This is a genomic window from Alteromonas sp. WD8-37 (assembly GCF_055326825.1).
Genome location: NZ_JBUZOV010000002.1, coordinates 710,263 through 732,459, shown reverse-complemented (window position 1 = coordinate 732,459; position 22,197 = coordinate 710,263). Strand labels below are relative to the sequence as shown.

At 52.5% G+C, this 22,197-nt stretch carries 22 protein-coding genes and 3 tRNA genes; 4 read left to right on the top strand and 21 right to left on the bottom strand.

What is annotated here, in order from left to right:
- Window positions 1-1,418: 1,418 nt before the first annotated feature.
- The 15 genes from ACTUJZ_RS08675 to aspS form a co-directional block, all read right to left on the bottom strand.
- Window positions 1,419-1,494, bottom strand: a tRNA-Lys gene (locus ACTUJZ_RS08675).
- Window positions 1,495-1,517: 23 nt separating this feature from the next.
- A tRNA-Lys gene (locus ACTUJZ_RS08670) sits at window positions 1,518-1,593 on the bottom strand.
- A gap of 24 nt (window positions 1,594-1,617) precedes the next feature.
- Window positions 1,618-1,693 (bottom strand) — tRNA-Lys (locus ACTUJZ_RS08665).
- Window positions 1,694-1,917: 224 nt separating this feature from the next.
- The gene (gene ybgF, locus ACTUJZ_RS08660; protein ID WP_463635892.1) at window positions 1,918-2,715 is read right to left on the bottom strand and encodes a tol-pal system protein YbgF; all 798 of its coding nucleotides are present in this window, start codon (window positions 2,713-2,715) and stop codon (window positions 1,918-1,920) included.
- Window positions 2,715-3,281, bottom strand: coding sequence for a peptidoglycan-associated lipoprotein Pal (gene pal / locus ACTUJZ_RS08655; protein ID WP_463635891.1), 567 nt, complete (start codon window positions 3,279-3,281; stop codon window positions 2,715-2,717). Before pal ends, ybgF begins: the two co-directional genes overlap by 1 nt.
- 40 nt (window positions 3,282-3,321) lie before the next feature.
- Window positions 3,322-4,617, bottom strand: coding sequence for a Tol-Pal system beta propeller repeat protein TolB (tolB, locus tag ACTUJZ_RS08650; RefSeq protein WP_463635945.1), 1,296 nt, complete (start codon window positions 4,615-4,617; stop codon window positions 3,322-3,324).
- Between the two features lie 41 nt (window positions 4,618-4,658).
- Entirely contained in the window at window positions 4,659-5,444 is a 786-nt protein-coding gene (gene tolA, locus ACTUJZ_RS08645; RefSeq protein ID WP_463635890.1) for a cell envelope integrity protein TolA, read from the bottom strand.
- Window positions 5,445-5,494: 50 nt separating this feature from the next.
- Window positions 5,495-5,917: a protein TolR gene (gene tolR, locus ACTUJZ_RS08640; protein ID WP_463635889.1), complete on the bottom strand. Its 423-nt coding sequence runs from the start codon at window positions 5,915-5,917 to the stop codon at window positions 5,495-5,497.
- A 33-nt stretch (window positions 5,918-5,950) separates the two neighbouring features.
- Window positions 5,951-6,640 carry a protein TolQ gene (tolQ, locus tag ACTUJZ_RS08635; RefSeq protein WP_463635888.1) on the bottom strand — a complete coding sequence of 230 codons (690 nt, stop codon included), beginning with the start codon at window positions 6,638-6,640 and terminating at the stop codon, window positions 5,951-5,953.
- Window positions 6,630-7,028: a tol-pal system-associated acyl-CoA thioesterase gene (gene ybgC, locus ACTUJZ_RS08630; RefSeq protein WP_463635887.1), complete on the bottom strand. Its 399-nt coding sequence runs from the start codon at window positions 7,026-7,028 to the stop codon at window positions 6,630-6,632. Before ybgC ends, tolQ begins: the two co-directional genes overlap by 11 nt.
- A 432-nt stretch (window positions 7,029-7,460) precedes the next feature.
- Window positions 7,461-8,471 (bottom strand): Holliday junction branch migration DNA helicase RuvB, encoded by a 1,011-nt coding sequence (gene ruvB / locus ACTUJZ_RS08625; RefSeq protein ID WP_463635886.1) that lies wholly within the window; start codon window positions 8,469-8,471, stop codon window positions 7,461-7,463.
- Window positions 8,472-8,486: 15 nt separating this feature from the next.
- Entirely contained in the window at window positions 8,487-9,107 is a 621-nt protein-coding gene (ruvA, locus tag ACTUJZ_RS08620) for a Holliday junction branch migration protein RuvA (protein ID WP_463635885.1), read from the bottom strand.
- 8 nt (window positions 9,108-9,115) lie between these two features.
- A complete protein-coding gene (ruvC, locus tag ACTUJZ_RS08615) occupies window positions 9,116-9,637 on the bottom strand; it encodes a crossover junction endodeoxyribonuclease RuvC (protein WP_463635884.1) in 522 nt (173 codons plus the stop codon).
- Window positions 9,637-10,077 carry a dihydroneopterin triphosphate diphosphatase gene (gene nudB / locus ACTUJZ_RS08610; protein ID WP_463635883.1) on the bottom strand — a complete coding sequence of 147 codons (441 nt, stop codon included), beginning with the start codon at window positions 10,075-10,077 and terminating at the stop codon, window positions 9,637-9,639. Before nudB ends, ruvC begins: the two co-directional genes overlap by 1 nt.
- Window positions 10,078-11,841 (bottom strand): aspartate--tRNA ligase, encoded by a 1,764-nt coding sequence (gene aspS, locus ACTUJZ_RS08605; protein ID WP_463635882.1) that lies wholly within the window; start codon window positions 11,839-11,841, stop codon window positions 10,078-10,080. It abuts the gene before it with no gap.
- A gap of 156 nt (window positions 11,842-11,997) precedes the next feature.
- Here aspS and ACTUJZ_RS08600 point away from each other — a divergent pair, with 156 nt between their 5' ends.
- Window positions 11,998-12,891 (top strand): DUF72 domain-containing protein, encoded by an 894-nt coding sequence (locus ACTUJZ_RS08600; RefSeq protein WP_463635881.1) that lies wholly within the window; start codon window positions 11,998-12,000, stop codon window positions 12,889-12,891.
- Here the strand turns inward: ACTUJZ_RS08600 and ACTUJZ_RS08595 are convergent.
- The 6 genes from ACTUJZ_RS08595 to ACTUJZ_RS08570 form a co-directional block, all read right to left on the bottom strand.
- The gene (locus ACTUJZ_RS08595; RefSeq protein WP_463635880.1) at window positions 12,883-14,235 is read right to left on the bottom strand and encodes a sigma 54-interacting transcriptional regulator; all 1,353 of its coding nucleotides are present in this window, start codon (window positions 14,233-14,235) and stop codon (window positions 12,883-12,885) included. The two genes, ACTUJZ_RS08600 and ACTUJZ_RS08595, sit on opposite strands and share 9 nt — an antisense overlap.
- A complete protein-coding gene (locus tag ACTUJZ_RS08590) occupies window positions 14,232-14,831 on the bottom strand; it encodes a hypothetical protein (RefSeq protein ID WP_463635879.1) in 600 nt (199 codons plus the stop codon). The genes ACTUJZ_RS08595 and ACTUJZ_RS08590 overlap by 4 nt, the downstream gene beginning before the upstream one ends.
- The gene (locus tag ACTUJZ_RS08585) at window positions 14,831-16,228 is read right to left on the bottom strand and encodes a sensor histidine kinase (protein WP_463635878.1); all 1,398 of its coding nucleotides are present in this window, start codon (window positions 16,226-16,228) and stop codon (window positions 14,831-14,833) included. The genes ACTUJZ_RS08590 and ACTUJZ_RS08585 overlap by 1 nt, the downstream gene beginning before the upstream one ends.
- A gap of 101 nt (window positions 16,229-16,329) precedes the next feature.
- Window positions 16,330-16,587 (bottom strand): calcium-binding protein, encoded by a 258-nt coding sequence (locus tag ACTUJZ_RS08580; protein WP_463635877.1) that lies wholly within the window; start codon window positions 16,585-16,587, stop codon window positions 16,330-16,332.
- A gap of 177 nt (window positions 16,588-16,764) precedes the next feature.
- Window positions 16,765-18,861 carry a putative bifunctional diguanylate cyclase/phosphodiesterase gene (locus ACTUJZ_RS08575; protein ID WP_463635876.1) on the bottom strand — a complete coding sequence of 699 codons (2,097 nt, stop codon included), beginning with the start codon at window positions 18,859-18,861 and terminating at the stop codon, window positions 16,765-16,767.
- A gap of 41 nt (window positions 18,862-18,902) precedes the next feature.
- The gene (locus ACTUJZ_RS08570; RefSeq protein ID WP_463635875.1) at window positions 18,903-19,355 is read right to left on the bottom strand and encodes a tellurite resistance TerB family protein; all 453 of its coding nucleotides are present in this window, start codon (window positions 19,353-19,355) and stop codon (window positions 18,903-18,905) included.
- 188 nt (window positions 19,356-19,543) lie between these two features.
- On the opposite strand from ACTUJZ_RS08570, the gene yciH reads away from it, so the two are divergent.
- From yciH to pheA, 3 genes are all read left to right on the top strand, one after another.
- Window positions 19,544-19,867 (top strand): stress response translation initiation inhibitor YciH, encoded by a 324-nt coding sequence (gene yciH, locus ACTUJZ_RS08565; protein ID WP_463635874.1) that lies wholly within the window; start codon window positions 19,544-19,546, stop codon window positions 19,865-19,867.
- Window positions 19,868-19,928: 61 nt separating this feature from the next.
- Window positions 19,929-20,729, top strand: a complete 801-nt coding sequence (locus tag ACTUJZ_RS08560; protein WP_463635873.1) for a response regulator — start codon at window positions 19,929-19,931, stop codon at window positions 20,727-20,729.
- A gap of 269 nt (window positions 20,730-20,998) precedes the next feature.
- Entirely contained in the window at window positions 20,999-22,180 is a 1,182-nt protein-coding gene (gene pheA, locus ACTUJZ_RS08555) for a prephenate dehydratase (protein ID WP_463635872.1), read from the top strand.
- The last annotated feature ends 17 nt before the right edge of the window (window positions 22,181-22,197 follow it).

Below are 22,197 nucleotides of genomic sequence, written 5' to 3'. Positions count from 1 at the left end.
GTGAGATTGGATTAAGAAGGTGTAAGGGATTGGTAGGACAGCAGTTTACAGGCGGTGTAAGAGCGGCCTGTGGGGCGTTGTAAGGTTTATTTATGTTGCTTCCTACCCTGTCTTGCTGAAGGTGTCTGGGGGCTTCCTGGGTGTCGTTGATGCCCTACCTTTGAACCGTTACGGGGTCTCCTTGAGTACCCTGGGTGCCTTACCAAGTACTGCAGGAGATTGCGGCTTGCGCTGCGATGACGGTAGATAGATGCCGTTGTTGCTCTACAAAGTACTGTGGGAGATTGCGGCTTGCGCCGCAATGACAGTGCTTAGGTGCCGTTGATACCTTTCCAGGTACTGCAGGAGATTGCGGCTTGCGCCGCAATGACGGTAGAAAAGTGCCGTCGATGCCCTACGAAGTACTGTGGGAGTTTGCGGCTTGCGTCGCAATGACGGTAAATTTTAATGCCGTTGATACTCTACGAAGCACTGTGGGAGTTTGCGGCTTGCGCTGCGATGACATGCCCCTAATCGTCACCCCGGTGAAAACCGGGGTCTCCTTGAGTATCCTAGATACCTCACCAAGTACTGTGGGAGATTGCGGCTTGCGCCGCAATGACGGCAGGTAGGTGTCGTTGATGCCCTACTAGGTACTGTGGGAGATTGCGGCTTGCGCTGCAATTACATTACTTAAACCGTCACCCCGGTGTAAACCGGGGTCTCCATGAGTATCCTAGATACCTCACCAAGTACTGCAGGAGATTGCGGCCTGCGCCGCAATGACGGTAAACGGGCCGCACTGAAGTGCGTTCACCCTCACTGCCGTTTGGGATGTCGAACCGCTTCGCTGGTTCGAATTCTGCGCGGGCTTGGTAATGCTATTGGGAGAACTTTAGAAGTCTAACTTTATCTTGAAATGGTGGGTCGTGCTGGATGATTCGTCTGCTGCGCAGACTCACCCTGCGGGCCGCACTAAAGTGCGTTCACCCTCACTGACGTTCGGGATGTCGAACCGCTTCGCTGGTTCGAATTCTGCGCGGGCTTGGTAATGCTATTTGGAGAACTTTAGAAGTCTAACTTTATCTTGAAATGGTGGGTCGTGCTGGATGATTCGTCTGCTGCGCAGACTCACCCTACGGGCCGCACTAAAGTGCGTTCACCCTCACTGCCGTTCGGGATGTCGAACCGCTTCGCTGGTTCAAATCCTGCGCGAGCATTTTAGAATATTTTGAAAATAAAGGGGAAGCTGGAATAACTTTGAAATGGTGGGTCGTGCTGGATGATTCGTCTGCTGCGCAGACTCACCCTGCGGGCCGCACTAAAGTGCGTTCACCCTCACTGCCGTTCGGGATGTCGAACCGCTTCGCTGGTTCAAATCCTGCGCGAGCATTTTAGGATGTTTTGAAAAATCAGGGGAAGCTGGAATAACTTTGAAATGGTGGGTCGTGCTGGATTCGAACCAGCGACCAATTGATTAAAAGTCAACTGCTCTACCAACTGAGCTAACGACCCATTTCAATTTGGTGCCTTGCGAGTGGTGGGTCGTGCTGGATTCGAACCAGCGACCAATTGATTAAAAGTCAACTGCTCTACCAACTGAGCTAACGACCCTTCGCATGGCAGGATAAGTTATGATGGTGGGTCGTGCTGGATTCGAACCAGCGACCAATTGATTAAAAGTCAACTGCTCTACCAACTGAGCTAACGACCCATAACTTTCCTGTTGTTGCCTGTCTGCGGCAACGGCGGCATATAATACTTATTTCTTGAGGGGGTGCAACCCCAAACGCTGCTTAATTTACTTTTTTTAAGAAAAAAGCGTTCAAGCGGTCAAAACTACAACAAAACGTCGAATAAATACGCGCTATTTCAGTGTTTAGACTGGTTTCATCGCAAATAAAAAAGCCTCCGCAGCAGGCGGAGGCTTTTCATTTTTTATAGCGAATTGAGCTTAGATTCTGCTAATCGCTTGGCAGAGGAATTCGGGTATTCCGAAATCACTGCATTGTAATACTGACGAGCTTGCTGTGCATTGCCCTGGCGTTGTTCAATCACACCCAGTTTTAACAAAGCTTCGGCCCGTTTAGAGGAATCCTGAAAGCGTTCGGCCACGATGGCAAACTGCTCTTTTGAGTCGGCCCACTGTTGTTTGTTAAACAACAACTGCCCTAACCAATAATGTGCATTGGCAGAATAGTCGCTGTTAGGAAAATCAGCGATGAACTCACGAAAAGCAGGAATAGCCTTGTCATATTCGCGCGACTTCAGGATCAGGTTAACTGCATTGTCATAGGCCTCACTCTCCCCCATTTGAGGTTGAGAGCTACGCGCAGGTGATGATGCAGTCCCTGAGGAGGCAGTATTGGTGTTTCCCGACGGTGTCGCTGCAGCAGAAGATTGCTTCAGCGCTTCAACACGCTTATCAATTTCCAGATACAGTTCACGTTGCCGCTCCAGCACTTTTTCAAGCTGGTTGGTATGCACTTCTACTGAACCACGCAACTGGTCTATCTCGCCTTGCATGGTATCGAGCTGTTGCTGCAAGCGGTGCTGCATTTGCGTACGGCTATCCACCATGCGCTCCAGCACCGAAATACGCTTTTCCAGCTCGGCTGTGCTGCCGGCATTATTGACATCATATACCGGCGCCTGAGCCTGCGCCGCAGCAGACAGAATGAGAGCAGCGCACGCGGCACCGCTCGCTAATGTCCAGTTACGTTGTGGTAAACGCATTACTGATAAACCACCACAGCGCGACGGTTTTGCGCCATTGCGTATTCAGTTGAGCCCATTACCGCTGGCTTTTCTTCACCGTAAGAAACATTCGACAGCTGGCTGCTGCTTACACCTGCGTTCATCAGGTAAGTTTCTACTGCCTGGGCACGACGCTCGCCCAGGGCGATGTTGTACTCTGGCGTACCACGGCTGTCAGTGTGGCCTTCGATAACCACGTTTTGATCCGGGTGCTGAACCAGGAACTCTGCGTGCTTGTCCAGGATTTCACGGAATTCTGATTTGATAGTAGAACGGTCGAAGTCGAAGTAAACAGTTTGTTCCTGCTTCAGAGACTCCAGTTGCTCCTGCATCATTTCTTCCTGGCGCTGCATGCGCTGGGCGGCTTCAGCCTGAACACGCTGCTCTTCAGCAGCTTTTGCCTGACGCTCCGCTTCGGCTTGCTCTTGCGCAACACGGTTACGCTCGGCGGCCAGCTCTTCTTCGCTTGGGCCTGATGAACATGCCATCATGGTCACCACAGGTAAGGCGATAACGAAGCTCTTCATTACTTTGTTAAGTTGCATCCTCTTATTCCTTATAGTTTTTCTATAGTCTATCTATTCGTTAAAATAAAAATGGTGACCAACTTGGCGATTTAACTTGTCCATCGGTGGCTGGTAACCTTGCCTTGAAGCGACCGTCCAACGACACTAAGGATAATACCTGCGTGCCATTGTGCAAGGTGCTATAAATTATCATGCTGCCGTTAGGCGCAATGCTGGGCGACTCATCCAGATAAGTACGGGTAAGCACCTGAATCGCGCCATCTTCTAAGCCCTGACGGGCAATGCGATAGTCGCCTTTGGTTTGATTTACCAGTACCATTTCTTTTCCATTTGGGGTAATGGTCGCCCCTAAATTCTGCTCTCCGTCAAAGGTCTGACGACGTACACTTCCTGATGCTAAATTTACGCGATAAATCTGAGGTTTACCACCCCGTTCAGAGCTAAATATTAAGCTATCACCATCTGGTGACCAGGAAGGCTCAGTATCAATGGCCCGGTTACGGGTAACACGGCGCAAATCCTTGCTGGCAATATCCATGATATAGATTTCCGGGTTGCCATCTTTAGACAGCACCATCGCCAGTTTTTTGCCATCTGGCGAGAATACCGGCCCACCGTTGATACCCGGGAAATCCGTCATCTTCTGACGTTCCATGGTATAGATATCCTGGATAAAAATTTGCGGGCGTTTGTTCTCAAAGCTTACATAAGTCAGCTTTTCACCATCCGGTGACCACGACGGTGACATCAACGGCTCAGGCGACGATAACAAGCGGGTTTCGTTCTCGCCATCATAATCGGCAATCACCAGCTCATAAGGCAAATTATTGCTTTTGCGGTCACGCACTTTGACATACGCGATGCGGGTTAAAAATGCGCCTTTTTCGCCGGTCAGTTCCTCGTACACCACATCGGAAATACGATGGGCATACTGACGAAAATCCTGCGGATTGATAGTTGCCGAGCGTTTGACGATCACATGATCCTGACCGCCTTTGTTACCGCCGCCGGTGGCCTGGGCACGTAAAATATCCACCAGTTCATAGCTCACCTTGTAGCGGTTTGCTCCCTGCTGTTCAACGCTGCCCACCAAAATGGTATCAATACCGGCCGCGGCCCACGCGGTGTAATTGATTTGGCTGTCGGTGGTGGGGTATTGCGGCATCTCATCCGGCGCCATGGGGTTAAATTTACCGCTGCGCATCAGATCATTACGGACTACCGAGGCCAGCTCGCCTGGCAACTCACCGTTCCCCTTCCAGGTAAACGGCACCACACCAATGGGGCGCGCACCGTCGACCCCTTCGGTGATAACGATTTCCAGTGACGCCTGGGCCACTGCGCTTAGCAGCATTAATGCTGTTGCCAGGCCAACTTTTAGTTTGGTTATACTCACTACAGTTCCACCGTTAGATTAATGTCTTTAAGTTGTTCGTACACCGCCGCATCCTCTGACATCGGCAGACGGTCCGGCCGCAATACTGCGGTTTGCGCGGCCCGGCATAATGCCGGATCGCCGCTTAACACCCGCACATCCGCCACCAGTCCAGTGGTAGCCAGGCGCAGATTCAAGCGGCAGCGCTTACCCTCATACGAAGAATCTTTGTATAAGCCCTGTACAATTTTTTGCTGAATGAGTGCTTTATAGCGATCGACTTCGGAAAGAACCTGCTGTTGGCGGCGTTGCTGCTGCGCTGAACGCTCGGCTTCCATTTGCTCTTGCAACATTCTTTCCATTTCTGCTTTTTCTTCAGCGGCTTTGCGGTTGCGCTCTGCTTCAGCTTTTTCCCGCGCCTCGCGCTCTTTGCGCTTTTGGGCTTTTTGCGCGGCTAATCGCTCTAGTTCACGCTGTTTACGCGCTTCTTCTTCGCGTTTTTTACGTGCTTCTTCCGCCCGCTTTTGCTCAGCCTTACGGGCCGCGCGTTCTGCGTTTATCTTACGCTGACGTTCAGCTTCGGCCCGACGTGCCGCTTCCGCAGCGCGCTGCTTTTCAGCTTCCTGCGCAGCAGCCTCTTCTTCTGCCTTCTGCTTATCAGCAATAGCCTGGGCATCGATAAAGGTTGCCTGGATCACCGGGGCACTGGCCGCGGGTGTGGGCAACGGATCCGGTGAAAAACTGACGCTAATCAGCAACACCAGCGCAATGGCCAGATGCACACCAAGGGACTTATACAATGCCACCTTGTCATCCGGCCAATCGGCTTTTCTAAAAAATGATGGCTTGGCCATGGTTACGACTCAACGGGGTCGGTCATCAGCCCCACTGACGGTACCCCAGCATTTTGCAGCAATACCATCAGCTGAATCACTTTTTCATAGGCCACCTTGCCATCGCCTTTGACCACCACCGGTGTGTTCGGGGCTTGTTTGAGTTGAGCCTGCACCAGTGCCGCCAGTTCACTTTCCTCCAGCGGGCGGTCTTCGTCTTCGCCCACATTCAGATACAAACGGCCCTGCACATCCACCGATGCGATAAGCGGTGGAATATCTTCCTGCTCAATAGGTTCAGCACTGGCTTTGGGCAAGTCGACCTTGACCCCCTGGGAAATCAGCGGCGCGGTGACCATAAAGATGATCAGCAATACCAGCATCACATCAATGTAGGGGACCACATTGATTTCAGACACCGGCCGGCGACGTTTACGGATATACATGACTGCCTCCTGACAACCTGTGAACTAACTGCACTAACCGGCTTGCTGGTTTTGCGCAGCAACGGCCTGGCGATGCAGGATGGCAGAAAACTCTTCCATAAAGTTACCGTAATTGTTTTCCAGCTTTTCCACTTTATGGCTGAACCGGTTATAGGCAATAACTGCAGGGATGGCGGCAAACAAACCAATGGCGGTAGCAATCAAGGCCTCGGCGATACCGGGCGCCACCATGGCCAGGGTGGCCTGCTTCACCTCACCTAATGCGATAAAGGCATTCATGATCCCCCACACGGTACCGAACAAACCGATATACGGGCTGATGGAGCCAGCGGTGGCCAAAAAGGGCAGCCGGTTTTCCAGGCCTTCCACTTCCCGAGACATACGCACCCGCATGGCGCGGTAGGTGCCATCCACGATACCGTTCACCGCAGTGTTGCCTTTACGCAGACGGACAAATTCTTTAAAGCCGGCACAAAAGATGGCCGACATACCAGTCAGATGGCTGCGCGCAGACAGCTCCTGATACAACTTGTTCAAGTCAGCGCCAGACCAGAACTTGTCTTCAAAATGGACCATCTCGGTTTTGGCTGCTTTTAATGCCTTGGTACGCTGAAAGATAAAGGTCCAGGACGCCACCGACACCGCCAGCAGCAGCAACATCACCAGTTGCACCAGAAAACTGGCCTGTAAGAACAAGCCAATAAAAGTTAAATCAGATTCCACGCGATAAATCCCCTAATAACGTGCGCGGTATACGGCGGGCCTTCATTTGCCCATGATCCACGCACACAACCTGAATATCAGCGACCACCAACAGGTCATCACTGGCATTTTTTATTTTTTGATGAAACACCATGCTTGCGCCTTTCAATTCTACAATCTGTGATTCAATACTCAACAGCTGATTAAATCGGGCAGGCGCATAGTTATGCATCTCGACGTGTTTGACGACAAAGCCAATGGATTGTTCCAGCAGAACATCCTGATCGTAACCGAGCTGACGTAACCACTCTGTACGGGCTCGCTCAAAAAACTTTAAATAATTCGCATAATAAACAATGCCACCGGCATCCGTATCTTCGTAATACACCCGTACAGGCCATGTCTGCATAGTTATGCTTCCAAGCTTAATAAAATTAATCTCAATATAAGAATAGGGCTATTTAATAATGCTGCTTTTGCCAGCAATTGTCGACACCCTACCCCTTTCACAATGGGCTTTTTAACGCCACAAGGTGGCATTTTTAACAGCCTGTTCACGTATTAGTTTTTCTTATTAGAAAAACTAATTTTCCTCAATTGTCACAAGTTCAATCTGGCTTATAATGCGCACCATCTGTCACACAGGCATCACGGCTCACGCCGTATGTACGAGATTTTCTCCTGTTAGACATGAGTTCCCTGGATTTATTTCCTTCAACACTTGTTGTTTTGCCCGCTCCTTTGAGCGGGCTTTTTTTTGCCTGCAGCCCGGTGCGACCGGCTGACTTCCCAGAGCTACAAAAAACCGCCCAGAGCGACAGGAAAGTTGCCCCGGGGCGAATCACTCACCCGCGGGATTAAAACCAAAGTGCAAAAAGGCGCGCTGCTGGGCGATCCGGCCACGGGGCGTACGCTGTAAAAAACCTTGCTGAATCAAAAACGGCTCTATCACATCTTCGATAGTTTCTTTTTCTTCACCAATGGCTGCCGCCAGGTTATCCAGGCCCACCGGCCCGCCATCAAATTTTTCAATGATGGCAACCAGCAATTTTCGGTCCATGTAGTCAAAGCCTTCTTTGTCTACATCCAGCATATCCAGGGCCGCCGCTGCCACCTCCGCACTGACCTGGCCATCGGCCTTGATTTGCGCATAATCACGCACCCGGCGCAGCAAGCGGTTGGCGATGCGTGGCGTACCCCGGGAGCGCCGTGCCACTTCCAGCGCGCCGCCTTCATCCATTTCCAGATTCAGATAATGGGCACTGCGACTGATAATGGTGGTCAGGTCAGCCACTGAGTAAAACTCCAGCCGCTGTACGATACCAAAGCGATCCCGTAGCGGTGAGGTCAACGAACCAGCCCGGGTGGTGGCGCCAATTAAAGTAAACGGTGGCAAATCCAGCTTAATGGAACGGGCTGCCGGGCCCTCACCAATCATAATGTCGAGCTGGTAATCTTCCATGGCCGGATACAGGATTTCTTCCACGACCGGGCTTAACCGATGGATCTCATCAATAAACAGCACATCGTTGCGTTCCAGATTGGTCAGCAGTGCTGCCAGATCACCGGCTTTTTCCAGCACCGGGCCAGAGGTGGTTTTGATGCTGACATCCATCTCATTGGCCACAATGTTGGCCAACGTGGTTTTACCCAACCCGGGCGGGCCGAATATCAGCAAATGATCCAGCGCATCATCACGGTTGCGGGCGGCCTGGATAAAAATTTCCATCTGCTCGCGCACATGGGGCTGGCCGGTATAGTCGTCCAGCAATTTGGGCCGAATGGCACGGTCGATGACATCTTCATCATCACCGCTGGCCACGGCATCAATTAAACGATCTGCTTCAATCATAATTTGCTCTGTGGGTTACAGCGCTGCTTTTAAGGCTTCACGGATCAGCGCTTCGCTATCCATGCCATCCTGATAAATACCGCTGACCATTTTACTGGCCTGGGCCGGTTTGTAGCCCAGTGAAACCAGCGCACTGGCAGCTTCTTCGCGAGCATCATTGACCGGTACCACGGTATTGCCGGCACGCTCATCGATGGGTAGGCTGGGCAGATTGACATCTTGCGCTTTGCCAAATTTTGCCAGGCGATCTTTTAACTCCACCACCAGTCGCTCGGCGGTTTTCTTGCCGATCCCCGGCATGGCCACCAGCGCGCTGACATCTTCATGTTGCACACTGCTTAAAAACTGGCTGGCCGACATTCCCGATAAAATAGTCAGACCTAACTTTGGCCCTACTCCGTTGGCCTTAATTAGCTCGCGAAACAAACCGCGTTCCATTTTATCGGCAAAGCCAAATAACAGCTGGGCATCTTCGCGAACCACAAAATGAGTAAACACGGTGACCGGCTCGCCCACCGCGGGCAGCTGATAAAAGCTGGTCATGGGCATCTGGATCTCATACCCGACGCCATTTACATCCACCAAAATTTCCGGGGGCTGTTTTTCTACCAACGCCCCGTGTATACGACCTATCATGCTAATCCTTACCTGCGCAAGCGGCCACGCACAGTTTTACTTGCCTGACCTGCCAGCTTTATTAAACTTTGTTCGGTGTGGGCATGGCACAACGCCACCGCCAGCGCATCGGCGGCATCGGCCTGGGGTGTTCCCGGCAAGCTCAGCAGATGCTTAACCATATGTTGAACCTGGCTTTTATCCGCTCCGCCTTTGCCCACCACAGCCTGTTTGATTTGCCGCGCCGAGTATTCAGCGACCGGCAGCTCGGCCTGGGTCGCTGCCACAATCGCCGCGCCCCGGGCCTGGCCCAGTTTGAGCGCCGAATCCGGATTTTTCGCCATAAACACCTGCTCGATGGCAAACTGCGCCGGCTGATACTGGCGAATGATTTCACCCACACTGGTAAACACTTTGGCCAGGCGTTCCGGTAACGCCTGGTCGCCTAAACGAATACAGCCGCTGCCCACATACACCAATTTTCCCTGCTTACGGGCAATTAATCCGTAGCCGGTAATTCTTGAACCTGGATCTATACCCAGTATTATCATTATTTTTCTTCCGGGACAAATGTCGCCACAGCTTCTTTGTTGGTATCCGACCACAAACAGGCCAGTGCCTGGTCTTTGGGCAACCAGGCATACGCGGTATGTTCGGTGAGAGTCAGCGGTTGCTGGCTGTCAATCTGAGCGGTAAATACCCGCTCACGATTATAGACAGTGCCCGGCGGGTAACGATGACGCCAGCGCGGGCGAATGATGAAGGTATTGATGGTTTGCTGGTCGACAATGTCACCAGCTGTCGGGTTTAGCTGCAGACCGGTTTCTTCGGCCACTTCACGATAGGCGGTTTGCAGTGCCGTTTCACCCGGCTCAATGGTGCCGGTCACCGACTGCCAGAATTCCGCATCGTCTTTGCGTTGCATCACCAGTACCTGGTGGTGCTTATCATATAGCACCACCAGCACCGATTCAGGGCGTTTATAGCTCATTTATTCGCTGGCTTTTTTAACCACCTGGATAGCCAGTTCAGCCAGTTGCTGTGGATTGGCTTCACCCGGTGCGCTGGTTAACGGGCAGGCTGCGGTGGTGGTTTTCGGGAACGCCATCACGTCACGAATCGAGGTGGCACCGGTCATCAGCATCACCAGGCGATCCAAACCAAAGGCCAGGCCGGCATGCGGTGGCGCACCGTATTGCAGTGCGTCTAACAGGAAGCCAAACTTGGTGCGGGCTTCGTCTTCGTTGATCCCAAGTACCGCAAATACCGCTTCCTGCATCTGCTGGTCGTGAATACGCACCGAGCCACCGCCCAGTTCCACACCGTTTAATACCATGTCATACGCATCCGACAGCGCGCCTACCGGGTTGGCTTTCAACTCTTCGGCGTTGACATCACGCGGCGCCGTAAACGGGTGGTGCAACGCATGCATCTGGCCGTTGGCTTCTTCGAACATCGGGAAGTCCACAACCCACAACGGGCGCCACTCGCCTTCCAGCAAATCAAAGTCTTCACCCAGCTTCAGACGCAGTGCGCCCATGGCTTCTGTAACCACGGTAGCTGTATCGGCGCCAAACAACAGGATGTCACCGGCCTGCGCACCCGTGCGGGCCAGCAGCGCATCGGTGATGTCTTCGCTTAAGAATTTCAAAATCGGTGATTGCAGACCGCCCTGCCCTGGCGCGTCTTCATTGACCTTTATCCAGGCCAGGCCTTTAGCGCCGTAAATACCGGCAAACTTAGTGTACTCATCGATGTCTTTACGCGACATGCTGGCGCCACCAGGCACCCGAATGACGGTTACACGGCCGTTGTCATCATTGGCTGGGCCACTGAAAACTTTAAATTCCACGGCTTTGACCAAATCAGCCACATCCACCAGCTCCAGCGGGTTACGCAGATCCGGTTTGTCGCTGCCGTAGCGCTGCATGGCTTCGGCGTAGGTCATGCGCGGAAAGTCGCCCAGGTCCACATCCAGCATTTTGCTGAACAGGTCACGGATCATGCCTTCGGTGATGGCCATCACGCCTTCGGCGTCTAAAAAGGTGGTTTCCAAATCGATTTGGGTAAACTCAGGCTGGCGGTCAGCGCGTAAATCTTCGTCACGGAAGCATTTTACGATCTGATAATAACGGTCCATGCCCGACATCATCAGCAATTGTTTAAACAACTGCGGCGATTGTGGCAGAGCAAAAAATTCGCCTTTATGGGTCCGGCTTGGCACCAGATAGTCCCGCGCGCCTTCTGGCGTGGCTTTGGTCAGAATCGGGGTTTCGATATCCAAAAAGCCCTGCTCTTCTAAATAACGGCGTACCGCTGCGGTAACCTGGGCACGAAACTGCAAACGCTGACTCATGACCGGGCGGCGCAGGTCCAGATAGCGGTAGCGTAGGCGCTGCTCTTCAGAGTTTTCCTGGTTCCAGTCCAGCGGCAGGGCGGCTGACTTGCTGAAAATTTTCAGGCCGGTACCTAAAATTTCAATGCGGCCAGTGCGCATGCTGTCATTTACCTGGCCCTCGGGGCGCGCGCGCACAGTACCGGTCAGCCGCACACAAAATTCACTGCGTAATTTGTTGGCTTCTTCCAGCACCTCGGGAAGATCCGGGTCAAACACCACCTGGACCAGGCCTTCACGGTCACGCAAATCGATAAAGATGAGGCCACCTAAATCACGCCGTTTGTTCACCCAGCCGCATAGGGTGACTTCTTGTCCTACAAATGATGAATCGATATTCCCACAGTACTCTGTGCGCATGGTCTTGGACCCCTGGTTGTGTTGCAAGGCTGATGTGTGTGCGATTGTGTAAAGTTTAACCCGGCCAGCAGGCTAAGCTAAGATACGGTGCCGGCCATCAGCATCTTTATGTCAAAATAAGGCCGCATAGTATAAACAAATGCGATTTAAAGCCCAATGACAAATCCAACTTTTGCCAACAATCCGCCGTTACCGCCGCTTTATTTAGGCTTGCCGCAGTGGCAGCACCCGCGCTGGGCGAGCAGCTGGTTTGAACAGCGCGTCGGTGGCGCGCAGCAACTGGGCCAGTATGCGTCACGTTTGAGCAGCGTGGAGGGCAATACCACCTTTTATGCGCTGCCCGACGCGGCCACTTGCGATCGCTGGCACCAGGCGGTGCCAGACACCTTTCGTTTTTGCTTTAAACTGCATCAGGACATCAGCCACAGCCCGCGCCTGACAGCGGATAACCCGACCCAGGCCAGCCAGCTGACGTTGATGCAGCGCTTTGGCCCGCAACTGGGCTGTTTGATGTTGCAGTTACCGGCGGCCTTTTCGGTGGCCCGGTTAAGTGAGCTGCGTGCCTTTCTGGCCGCCTGGCCTGCGCAGATCCCGTTGGCTGTGGAAGTGCGCAATCCACAGTTTTTTGCCAAACAGGCCGCTGAGCAGCAACTAAACCGGTTGTTGATGGAGTTTGGGGTGAGCCGGGTGATGCTGGATAGCCGGGCGTTATTTGCCAGCCAGACCAACGATGCTGCCATGCTCGACGCCAAAGGTAAAAAACCGCGCCTGCCGGTGAATGTGATTGCTACCAGTCAGCAGCCGGTGGTGCGTTTTATCGGTGCAGATGAAGATACCATCAACGAGCGTTGTTTATTGCCCTGGGTGCATAAGTGCCAGCAATGGCGGGAGGAAGGGCGCAGCCCGTATGTATTTTTACATCGGGCTGATAATCAGTATGCGCCCTGGCTGGGCCAGCTATTTGTTGATTTGTATAACCGGCATTATCCGGCCACACCGCTACCCGGGCTGCGCCTGCCGGCCCAGCCCGATCAGGCCAGCTTATTCTGAGGAATTGCGAAAATCGCCGGCATCCAGCTCATGTTTTTTCATCAGCTTGTGCATGTCGGTGCGGTTACGCCCGGCCAGTTCGGCAGCGCGGGTCACATTACCATCGGTCATTTTCAGCAGTTTAAACAGATATTGCTGTTCAAAGGCATCGCGGGCTTCGGTCAGGGTTGGCCAGCTTTGCTTGGTGGCCGATAACGCCTGCTCCACCAGATGCAGCGGGATCACCGGGGTCTGGGTCAGTGCTACACACTGCTCTACCACGTTGACCAGCTGGCGCACATTGCCCGGCCATTCAGATTTCACCAGATGCTGCATGGCATCATCAGAAAACTGCGTGACATTGACACCATGACGCTGGCCGGACTGCTGCAACAGGGTACGCGCCAGTAGCGGAATATCTTCGCTGCGCTGTTTCAGTGACGGCAGCTTTAAGTTCACCACGTTCAGGCGATAATACAAATCTTCGCGGAAGGTGCCCTCTTCCATTTCTTTGTGCAAATCTTTGTGGGTGGCGGAAATGATACGGACATCAATATCCACATGCTTGCTGCTACCCACCGGGCGGATTTGGCGCTCCTGTAGCGCGCGCAGCAGTTTAACCTGCAATGTCATCGGCATATCACCGATTTCATCTAAAAACAGGGTACCGCCATTGGCTTCTCGGAATAAACCGGGTGCTGCCTGCACCGCGCCGGTAAAGGCGCCTTTGGCATGGCCGAACAGTTCAGATTCCAGCAGGTTTTCTGGCAGTGCACCACAGTTGATGGCCACAAAAGGTTGGTCGGCCCGCTCGCTGGCGCGGTGTATCGCATTGGCCAGCAATTCTTTACCGGTACCGCTGGCGCCGCTGATAAGCACACTGACCTCGCGCTGGGCAATCCGATATGCCTGGTCCAGCACGTTAGTCATCTCCGGCGAGCGGGTGATGATGTCTTTACACCATTCCCCAGGCTGGGCGGCCTGCGACTGGCTTAGGGCTTTATTGAGCAGCGCCCGTAATTCTTCATGATCTACCGGCTTGGGCAAAAAGCCGAACACGCCACGCTGAGTGGCTGCAACAGCATCTGAGATGGTGCCGTGGGCAGTCATCAGAATGACCGGAATATCCTTGCGGATCCCCATGATTTCTTCAAACAGGCTTAAGCCATCCAGGCCCGGCATGCGCAAATCACTGAGCACCACATCAAATTCGTCACTACGAATTTTTTTCAGTGCTGACTGGCCGTCTTCGACCGCGGTGACCCCGAATCCCTCGCCTTCAAGGCGGATGGTCAGTAAACGTAATAAGCTTTTGTCATCATCTACCAGCAATAATTGCGGGTTGGATCGGTTTGACTCACTCATTGCTGGGTACTCCTGCTTTTATCCATCAAGGTGGCTTCAATTTCTAATAATTCGGCGAGCTTTTTGCGTTGGCTATCAAGCTCTTTTTGCAGGCTTTTATTGGTTTGCGCCTGCTCTGCGTTGACTTTATTTAGAATCACCAGCGCTGATTCTAATTCCAGCATTTCATTGTTGGGCGCCTCAACCAGCGTATGGATCAGCGGCAGCATATTGGCCTGCATCTTATCTTCAATGCTATCCAGCCAATGCTGGGCGCGCAGCCGGTCCTGATACGGGGTGTCTACCGGCAGTGATAGCAAAATCTTGCGGACTGTGGCTTCAGTGGACGTGCCCAGCTTAGTGATGGCAGCTTTACGCTCCGGCCAGCTGGTCTGGCTGGCCTGGATCCAGATATTTACCCAGTACACCAAATCGCACTGATGCTCAAAATCGGCATACTTAGGATCGATCACACAAAAATCTTCGCCATCATCCACCACTGTGATCGGCGTCGGTTCGGGCTCGGCGTCCGGCTCAGATGATGAGCTAACTGGCAAAGGAAGCTGAGCACAACCTGAGAGTAACAATAGCAGCGATAGTACTACGCTTTTTTTCATTATTTTTTTACCTCGCGGGGGATCGTTACCCGAAAACATACATCCGCATCTTTAACATCCACCACCGCTACATCACCGTGCATCAGTTTGGCGCAATCAGACACAATCGATAGGCCCAGCCCGGTGCCAATGACATTGTCATTGCGCGGATCATCCCCGCGGGTGAACGGTTCAAATAAGCGTTGCACGGCATCCGGCGCTATGCGCTTGCCGCGGTTGGCCACATCCAGCACAGTTTCATTGTGCTGATGATAAATGGCTACATTAATTGGCCGGCCCACTGCGCCATGAGCTACAGCGTTAGAGACCAGATTATCCAAAATGCGCCGGTACAATTCTTCATCTACCCACACTGCATCGGTGCGGATATCCACAGTGACTTCGCGATCCTGCAGCGCCAGGGCATAATCTTCCAGACAGTCTTTTACCAGCTGGTTAGGGTCAACCTCGGTAAAGGTGGGCTGAGCCTGCTGAAGCAATAAATTGTAATCCAGCAGTTTTTCCACCAGCGTATTGAGCCGCTGGGTGCTAGAGGTCAACAAACTTAATACTTCGGTTTGCTGGCTGTTCAATTCGCCTACTACATTTTCAGATAGCAGGCTGCAGCCTTCCTTGATGCTGGCCAGGGGCGTTTTTAATTCGTGGGCCGCATGGCGCAGCAGCGCGGTACGTATATGCTCAAGCTGTTGCAGGCGGTCAGCCAGCCAGTGCAGATCCCGTTCGACCCCAATTAGTTCGGATGGCGCGTGAGTCGATAATGGCGGCAGTTGCCCTTGTTCCTGTGCCAGCATTCGGATTATCTGTTTAAGCTTTTTCACCGGATTTACAATCAGCTGGCTGCCCAGCAAAATCAGCAGTAAAGACACACTGACCAGCATCGCCGTGGACCAGGCCTGTTTGGCTTGCATGGCATTTAGATCTTCCTGCTGCAGCGTCAAACGCTGGCCGATAGCCGTTTCCACATCCTGACGCATGGCTGAAACATTATTGCCTAGCGAGTTTAAATACGCGCTGAGCAACATTGTATCATCAATGTTGCGGAAGGTTTTAAGCTGGGTAATGTCTTTTTTTAGCGTGGAACAGGTGCTGCTTTGCGGCAGTCCTTCGCAGATCGCTTTAAGCGCAGTTATAAATTGCACAATGGCATTATCACTGAGCTCTGCCACGGTTTCATTTTGGATGATGGCGTATTGGCGCAGCGCCCGTTCCAGATCGATAGCCGCGCCATCGAGCTGTTGCATCATGCCCACAATATTGACCACATAGCGTGTTTCCACGCTGGTCATTTTGCCCACTTTGGCCAAATCGCTCTGGCTTTGCCACAACAGGGCAATCAGCGGAATGAGTGCCAGCACAAAGCTGGCCAATGTCAGTTGTCGTAAAGAACCGAGTCGCACTACCTGCTCACTTTAAACCACCAATGAGAATGGTATACCGCTGTACTACGAGCAAGTCAGACCCTGTCTGCGTTGCACACCATCCACGCAATGAATTCTAATTACGACGCCTGGGCGACATACTCGCCTTCAGCAAGCTCCTGTTCGCTTAACTTGCCATCGCGGTTATTATCCAGCGCGCCAAAATTTCGTAATAAGTGGGTATCGCTGACTGCTTCTTTCAACGACACCTGGCCATCTTTGTCTACATCCAGCCGTGCAATCGTATCATTTTGCGCATTTGCGTTCGCCACCGCAATAGAGTGTACCGCAATAATACTCAAGATAATAAATGCCAATTTTTCAAGACGTTTCATCATGTCCTCCTGAGTCGGGCGGAATGCCGACTGTTCTGCTCAGAAAAACATAAGCGAAAGCTGTGCCAATATGGAAAAAGGCTTAATAAACATAACACTAACCTAATTTACGAGCAAAGCAGACACCCAGGTGTTGCTTTCACCCGACACATCATGTGTAACAACCGCCATGCGCGGGTTTTAGCTACTGGCTAACCGGTTGATGTGTTTATCGCCAAAATCGAAACGGGCCGGCAGGCGGGCCACAGCTTCCAGCGGTACAGGTTTGCTGAATAAATAGCCCTGCACATGGTCACAACCGTGGTTAAGCAGGTATTCCCACTGGCTGTGCTGCTCAATGCCTTCGGCGCAGATGGTTAGCGACAAGCGTTTGGCCAAATCGATAATAGAGCCGGTCACCAGGCGGCTCCGCTCAGACACATTGATCTCACTGACAAACTGGCGGTCGATTTTCAGGGTGTCGATACGGATCTGGGTCAGATAACTCAGTGACGAGTAACCGGTACCAAAGTCGTCAAGCGCAATGGCACAGCCCATATTACTTAAGCGTTTGAAGAATTTGTTGGCTGCAGCAAAATTTTCCAGGTAGGCCGATTCAGTCACCTCAAACTCAATAAATTCCGGATTAACCTGCTGTTGTTCAAAGGTGGTGTGGATGAGATCAAACAGCCCATTGTGACGCAAATCATGGCCGGATAAGTTGATGGCCACCCGAAAGCGATTGGTAAATACCGATTGCAATAAAGGCAGTTCGATACTGACCCGCTCAATCACCCAGCGGGTGATGGCCGAGATTTTACCGCTTTGCTCGGCGATAGGAATAAATTCGCCAGGCATCACCATGCCAAACTCAGGATGATGCCAACGGATCAGCGCTTCAAACCCGACAATATGGCCATCACGGGCCACCTTAGGCTGATAATACAGCACAAATTCATCTTCGCTGATGGCCTGGTCGATGCTATTGGCAATGGATAATTTGCGTTTGTGCGATTCCACCATGTCCTGGCTGAAGATGGTGTACATGCCCCGCCCGCGAGCCTTGGAGCGGTACATAGCCAAGTCGGCATTACTCATCAGCTGGCTAAGCTCGAAGCCAGCATCTGAGGCCTTGGCAATGCCGATACTGACCCCGACGGTTAACGCCAGGCCGCGAAAGTGAAAGGCATCGTTAAAAGCCTGGATGACTCGCACCGCCAGATTTTCCAAACTGATATCGGTCACATCCCGGTCAGGCACAATGATAAACTCATCGCCGCCCAGCCTGGCCACCAAGTCACCATCGCGCAACATGCCAGCGACCCGGTCGGCCACTTCAATCAAGATCAAATCGCCGATTTCATGGCCTAACGAGTCATTGATCCCCTTAAACCCGTCTAAATCAAAAAACAGCAGGGCAATGTCTTTTTCCAGGCGCTTTGAGCGCGCCAGTTCCAGTCGCAGATTGTCCATTACAAACTGGCGGTTGGGCAGCCCGGTCAGGCTGTCAAAATTGGCCAGCCGGGTCATGGTTTGCTGCTGCTCAATCAATGTCTGGTTTTGTTCCTGATTGATGGTCAGCTCGGCTTCGATGGCATCCAGCAGCATATTCACATTGTCTGCCAGCTGGCCCACTTCATTGCGCGCCTTGGTAGTAAAGCGTTGGGTATAATCTTTGGTGTAGCTGAGTTGGTGCGTGAACGATGAAAGCCGGGTCAGTGGACTCATCCAGCGATGCAACCACCACAGGCACACGATGATGGTCAAACACAGCGCCACCGCCACCAGCGGCAGTACCCGCAACAACAAGGCCTGCCAGCTTTTAGTCACCGGCGTTTCAATGTCGTTAAGAATAACCAGATAACCATAGGTGGCGCCGTTGTTACCAATGCGGGCAGTGGCGACTAATTCATGTTCCAGGCGGTAGCTGCCCGACGGGCGGGCCAGCAGGCGACGAAAATAATCGTTATCGGGAACCCCGTAATCTTTGGAGGCGGTGCCGGGCTGGTTAAACAGTAACACCTTGTTTTTATCGTACACCCGGGCACTGAGGATATGTTGATAAGAGGCTAAATTGGCCAGCTTACGTGCCACTTCGTCTTCATCAAATGGCACCGCGCCCAGCGCTGGGATCAATTCGGCGGCCAGATTGCGGGTGAGCGCATTGAGGTCGCTGCGAACCGCTTCGGTATAGAGCGTTTCGTGTTCGCTAACCGCAAACCAGGTGACCAGTGTAGAAGTGATTAGAACGGCAGCCACCAACATGGCTGCAATTGGCGCCTTTATTGTTTTAAGCACGTATTCAACTGCCCTGTCCGGCTGTTTCGGTGCCTGGGACGCTATCCGTCCTTGTCGTTTTCGGTCACCGACAGCTTGGTTTTAATAAACTGACTGTGGGGAACATAGAGTAAATCTGCTATGCGCCGAATAGTGTGTACTTCCATTGGCGCCAACGACTTATCGGCATACGCCATTTCCCACAAGCTGGTTAAGATAACCTTTTTTTTGTCATTGTCACACTTTTCATTGATTACCTGGGTGAACTGGACCAGGTCCACCGCTTCATCAGCGGTTTGCTCGCCTTCTTCTAACAGCGCATCCAAGGTCGGCTCATCCAAACTATAATGGCGTTGCAATATCTCGCGATAGGCGCGTTTTTCCCGCTCATCGGTTTTATTATCGGCCCGTAGAACTTCACTGAGCAGCGCCGCGGTGGCCAGTTCCAGCGAATGTTGCTGCTGATTTTTATCCTCACTGGATTGTTTAAACAGTTCAAGCACAGATTTAAGCATATATGTCTACCCTTGTGGTCATCTGATGCTGTTGCTTACGCAGCGCTGTGGCAGACAGATGTGTTTCCTTGCCGGCAGAATAAGGTCAGGCAGTCTTACAAATATAGTCAGCCGCCCTGCCCGGCGCTATTAATCCGGGCGGAAATTTTCTACCATTAGGTTTTTACCCCTGCTCACAGGACAGCATCATGCAAGATTCCAAACTGGTATTTAGCACCGACGGCGGCCGCGTTAAGCAAGAGTCTGCTGCAGAGACACGCTCGGTCAACAACGACGGTGTGGTCCGCATCAGCCGCGAGACCAAAGGCCGCAAAGGCAAAGGAGTGTCCATCATCACCGGCCTGGACCAGGACGCCAAGGCGCTCAAAGCCTTGTGTACTGAATTAAAGAAAAAGTGCGGCTGTGGCGGCGCGGTTAAAGACGGCACCATTGAAGTGCAAACCGACGATCGGGAAAAGTTAAAAACCTTACTGCAGTCGAAAGGCTTTACGGTTAAACTGGCCGGCGGCTGAGCAAAAATCGCACGCCAGCTGCATTCTTATTATAACAAGAAGTAAACAGTGAGCCATTGTCATGGAAAAGCTTTCTATCACTGACCTGCACATTGTGCTGGTTGAACCCTCCGATACTCAACGAAAAATCATCACCACCGCCCTGCTGAAGGAAAAAGTCAAAGAAATTGACCCGGTCAGCACGCTGGCCGAAGCCCGCGCGGCGGTCAAAGCCCATGGTGCGGATCTGGTGATCAGTGCGATGTATTTTGAAGATGGCACCGCGCTGGAACTGCTGCGCTTTATCAAAGAATCAGAAGAATATGCCGGCATTCCGTTTATGCTGGTGTCCAGTGAAAACCGCTTAAGCAAGCTCGAAGAGCTCAAGCAAGCCGGGGTGGCGGCAATTTTGCCCAAGCCATTTCAGCCGCTGCATTTATCCCGCGCGCTCAATGCCAGTCTGGATCTGATCAATCATGATGAGCTGGAGCTGGAATTATTCGATGTCAGCTCGGTGCGCGTATTGTTGGTGGATGACAGCCGTCTGGCCCGCAATCATATTCGCCGGGTGTTGGAAGGCATGGGCCTGGAAAAAATCAGTGAAGCCGAAAATGGCGCCATGGCGCTGACCCTGATTAAGGATCAGGCCTTTGACCTGGTGGTCACCGATTACAATATGCCGGAAATGGATGGTCGGGAATTGTCGGAATTTATCCGCTTTAATCCGGAAACCGCCCATATCCCCATCATTATGGTCACCTCTGAGTCAGCCGACAGTGCTCATATGGCCAATATTCAGCAAACCGGCGTCAATGCGCTGTGTGATAAACCCTTTGAGCCCTCAGAAGTTCGCGCCATGCTGGCCGCGCTGCTGGGCGAATAAGCACGCTATCAAATCTGCAGGTGGCCACTTCTGGCCGCCTAGCACAGAATCCTCTATCCGCCTAGCAGAGCCCCTTTTTCATTGCTGTCCGGGTTGTAAAAATTGATTGACAGTCTGCGCTTGTCTACCTACAGTCAGACTATGCAGCACAATCATCCGCACGTTCAGTTTTTGTTTTTACGGTTTAGTCATTGCCACTAACCGGAGGACGCTGTGCGCGCTATAAACCTCCTGTTACGGAGGTTTTTTTATATAGGCAGGACCCTTGTATGTCAGATACCGCATTAGAATCGATTCGTAGCCGGATCACCGAAGTCGACAGCGAGTTGCTCAGCTTGCTGGCGGAACGTCGCAAACTCACCAATGAAGTGGCGGAAACCAAGATCAGTCAGCATATCCCGGTTCGCGATGTAAAGCGCGAAGAGCAGCTGCTGATCTCGCTGATTAAGCAAGGCCAGCAAAAAGGCCTGGACCCGCACTACATCACCCAGGTGTTTCATGTGATTATCGAAGACTCGGTGTTAAACCAGCAGGCCTTGCTGGCCGAGCGGGCTAATCCTGGCAGTGCGTTACCGCTCAACCGGGTGGCATTTTTGGGTGACAAAGGCTCTTACTCCTACCTGGCCACGCAAAAATACTTTTCCCGCCGGCCCGGTGAATTACTGGAGATAGGTTGCCAGAGCTTTAGCGAGATCATACACAAAGTGGAACATACCGAAGCCGATTATGCGGTGTTACCGATAGAAAACACCACCTCGGGCAGTATCAATGAAGTGTATGACCAGCTGCAGCATACTGAGCTAAGCATTATCGGCGAGCTTACCCACCCCATCCGCCACTCACTGTTGGTGGGGGTCAATACCAGCCTGGAAAAAATCAAAACCCTGTACGCACATCCGCAGGTGTTTACGCAGTGCAGCCACTTCTTGGCCGAGCTGGGCAATGTGGAGGTCAAAACGGTCGATAGCACCTCGTCAGCCATGCTGCAGGTGAGCGAGCTGCAGCGTGAAGATGTAGCCGCTATTGGCAGCGAAGCCGGTGGCAACCTGTACGGCTTGACAGCCATAAAATCCAACCTGGCCAACCAAAAAGAAAACCACAGCCGCTTTATCGTGGTGGCGCGCCAGCCGGTAGTGGTACCGCTGCAGGTGCCGGCCAAAACCACCCTGGTGATGTCCACCGTGCAAAAACCGGGTGCGCTGGTGGAAGCCTTGCTGGTGCTGCGGGAAAACAGCATCAATATGACCAAACTGGAATCGCGCCCCATTCCCGGCAATCCGTGGGAAGAAATGTTTTATATTGATGTGGAAGGCAACCTGCAGGATGGCCCGGTGGAACAGGCGCTGGCGTCGCTACGCAGCATTACCCGCTACCTAAAGGTACTAGGCTGCTACCCAAGCGAAGAAATCAGCCCCACTAAGGTAGCGGCAGCCAGTGCGCTGGGGTCTTAACCCGCGTACGCTACCTC

What these genes read in the sequence shown, in the direction of transcription:
- ybgF (WP_463635892.1), bottom strand. Translation starts at nt 2,715, where the DNA reads ATGCGTTTACCACAACGTAACTGGACATTAGCGAGCGGTGCCGCGTGC.
- pal (WP_463635891.1), bottom strand. Translation starts at nt 3,281, where the DNA reads ATGCAACTTAACAAAGTAATGAAGAGCTTCGTTATCGCCTTACCTGTG.
- tolB (WP_463635945.1), bottom strand. Translation starts at nt 4,617, where the DNA reads ATGCTGCTAAGCGCAGTGGCCCAGGCGTCACTGGAAATCGTTATCACC.
- tolR (WP_463635889.1), bottom strand. Translation starts at nt 5,917, where the DNA reads ATGTATATCCGTAAACGTCGCCGGCCGGTGTCTGAAATCAATGTGGTC.
- ybgC (WP_463635887.1), bottom strand. Translation starts at nt 7,028, where the DNA reads ATGCAGACATGGCCTGTACGGGTGTATTACGAAGATACGGATGCCGGT.
- ruvB (WP_463635886.1), bottom strand. Translation starts at nt 8,471, where the DNA reads ATGATTGAAGCAGATCGTTTAATTGATGCCGTGGCCAGCGGTGATGAT.
- ruvA (WP_463635885.1), bottom strand. Translation starts at nt 9,107, where the DNA reads ATGATAGGTCGTATACACGGGGCGTTGGTAGAAAAACAGCCCCCGGAA.
- ruvC (WP_463635884.1), bottom strand. Translation starts at nt 9,637, where the DNA reads ATGATAATACTGGGTATAGATCCAGGTTCAAGAATTACCGGCTACGGA.
- nudB (WP_463635883.1), bottom strand. Translation starts at nt 10,077, where the DNA reads ATGAGCTATAAACGCCCTGAATCGGTGCTGGTGGTGCTATATGATAAG.
- aspS (WP_463635882.1), bottom strand. Translation starts at nt 11,841, where the DNA reads ATGCGCACAGAGTACTGTGGGAATATCGATTCATCATTTGTAGGACAA.
- ACTUJZ_RS08600 (WP_463635881.1), top strand. Translation starts at nt 11,998, where the DNA reads ATGACAAATCCAACTTTTGCCAACAATCCGCCGTTACCGCCGCTTTAT.
- ACTUJZ_RS08595 (WP_463635880.1), bottom strand. Translation starts at nt 14,235, where the DNA reads ATGAGTGAGTCAAACCGATCCAACCCGCAATTATTGCTGGTAGATGAT.
- ACTUJZ_RS08590 (WP_463635879.1), bottom strand. Translation starts at nt 14,831, where the DNA reads ATGAAAAAAAGCGTAGTACTATCGCTGCTATTGTTACTCTCAGGTTGT.
- ACTUJZ_RS08580 (WP_463635877.1), bottom strand. Translation starts at nt 16,587, where the DNA reads ATGATGAAACGTCTTGAAAAATTGGCATTTATTATCTTGAGTATTATT.
- ACTUJZ_RS08570 (WP_463635875.1), bottom strand. Translation starts at nt 19,355, where the DNA reads ATGCTTAAATCTGTGCTTGAACTGTTTAAACAATCCAGTGAGGATAAA.
- yciH (WP_463635874.1), top strand. Translation starts at nt 19,544, where the DNA reads ATGCAAGATTCCAAACTGGTATTTAGCACCGACGGCGGCCGCGTTAAG.
- ACTUJZ_RS08560 (WP_463635873.1), top strand. Translation starts at nt 19,929, where the DNA reads ATGGAAAAGCTTTCTATCACTGACCTGCACATTGTGCTGGTTGAACCC.
- pheA (WP_463635872.1), top strand. Translation starts at nt 20,999, where the DNA reads ATGTCAGATACCGCATTAGAATCGATTCGTAGCCGGATCACCGAAGTC.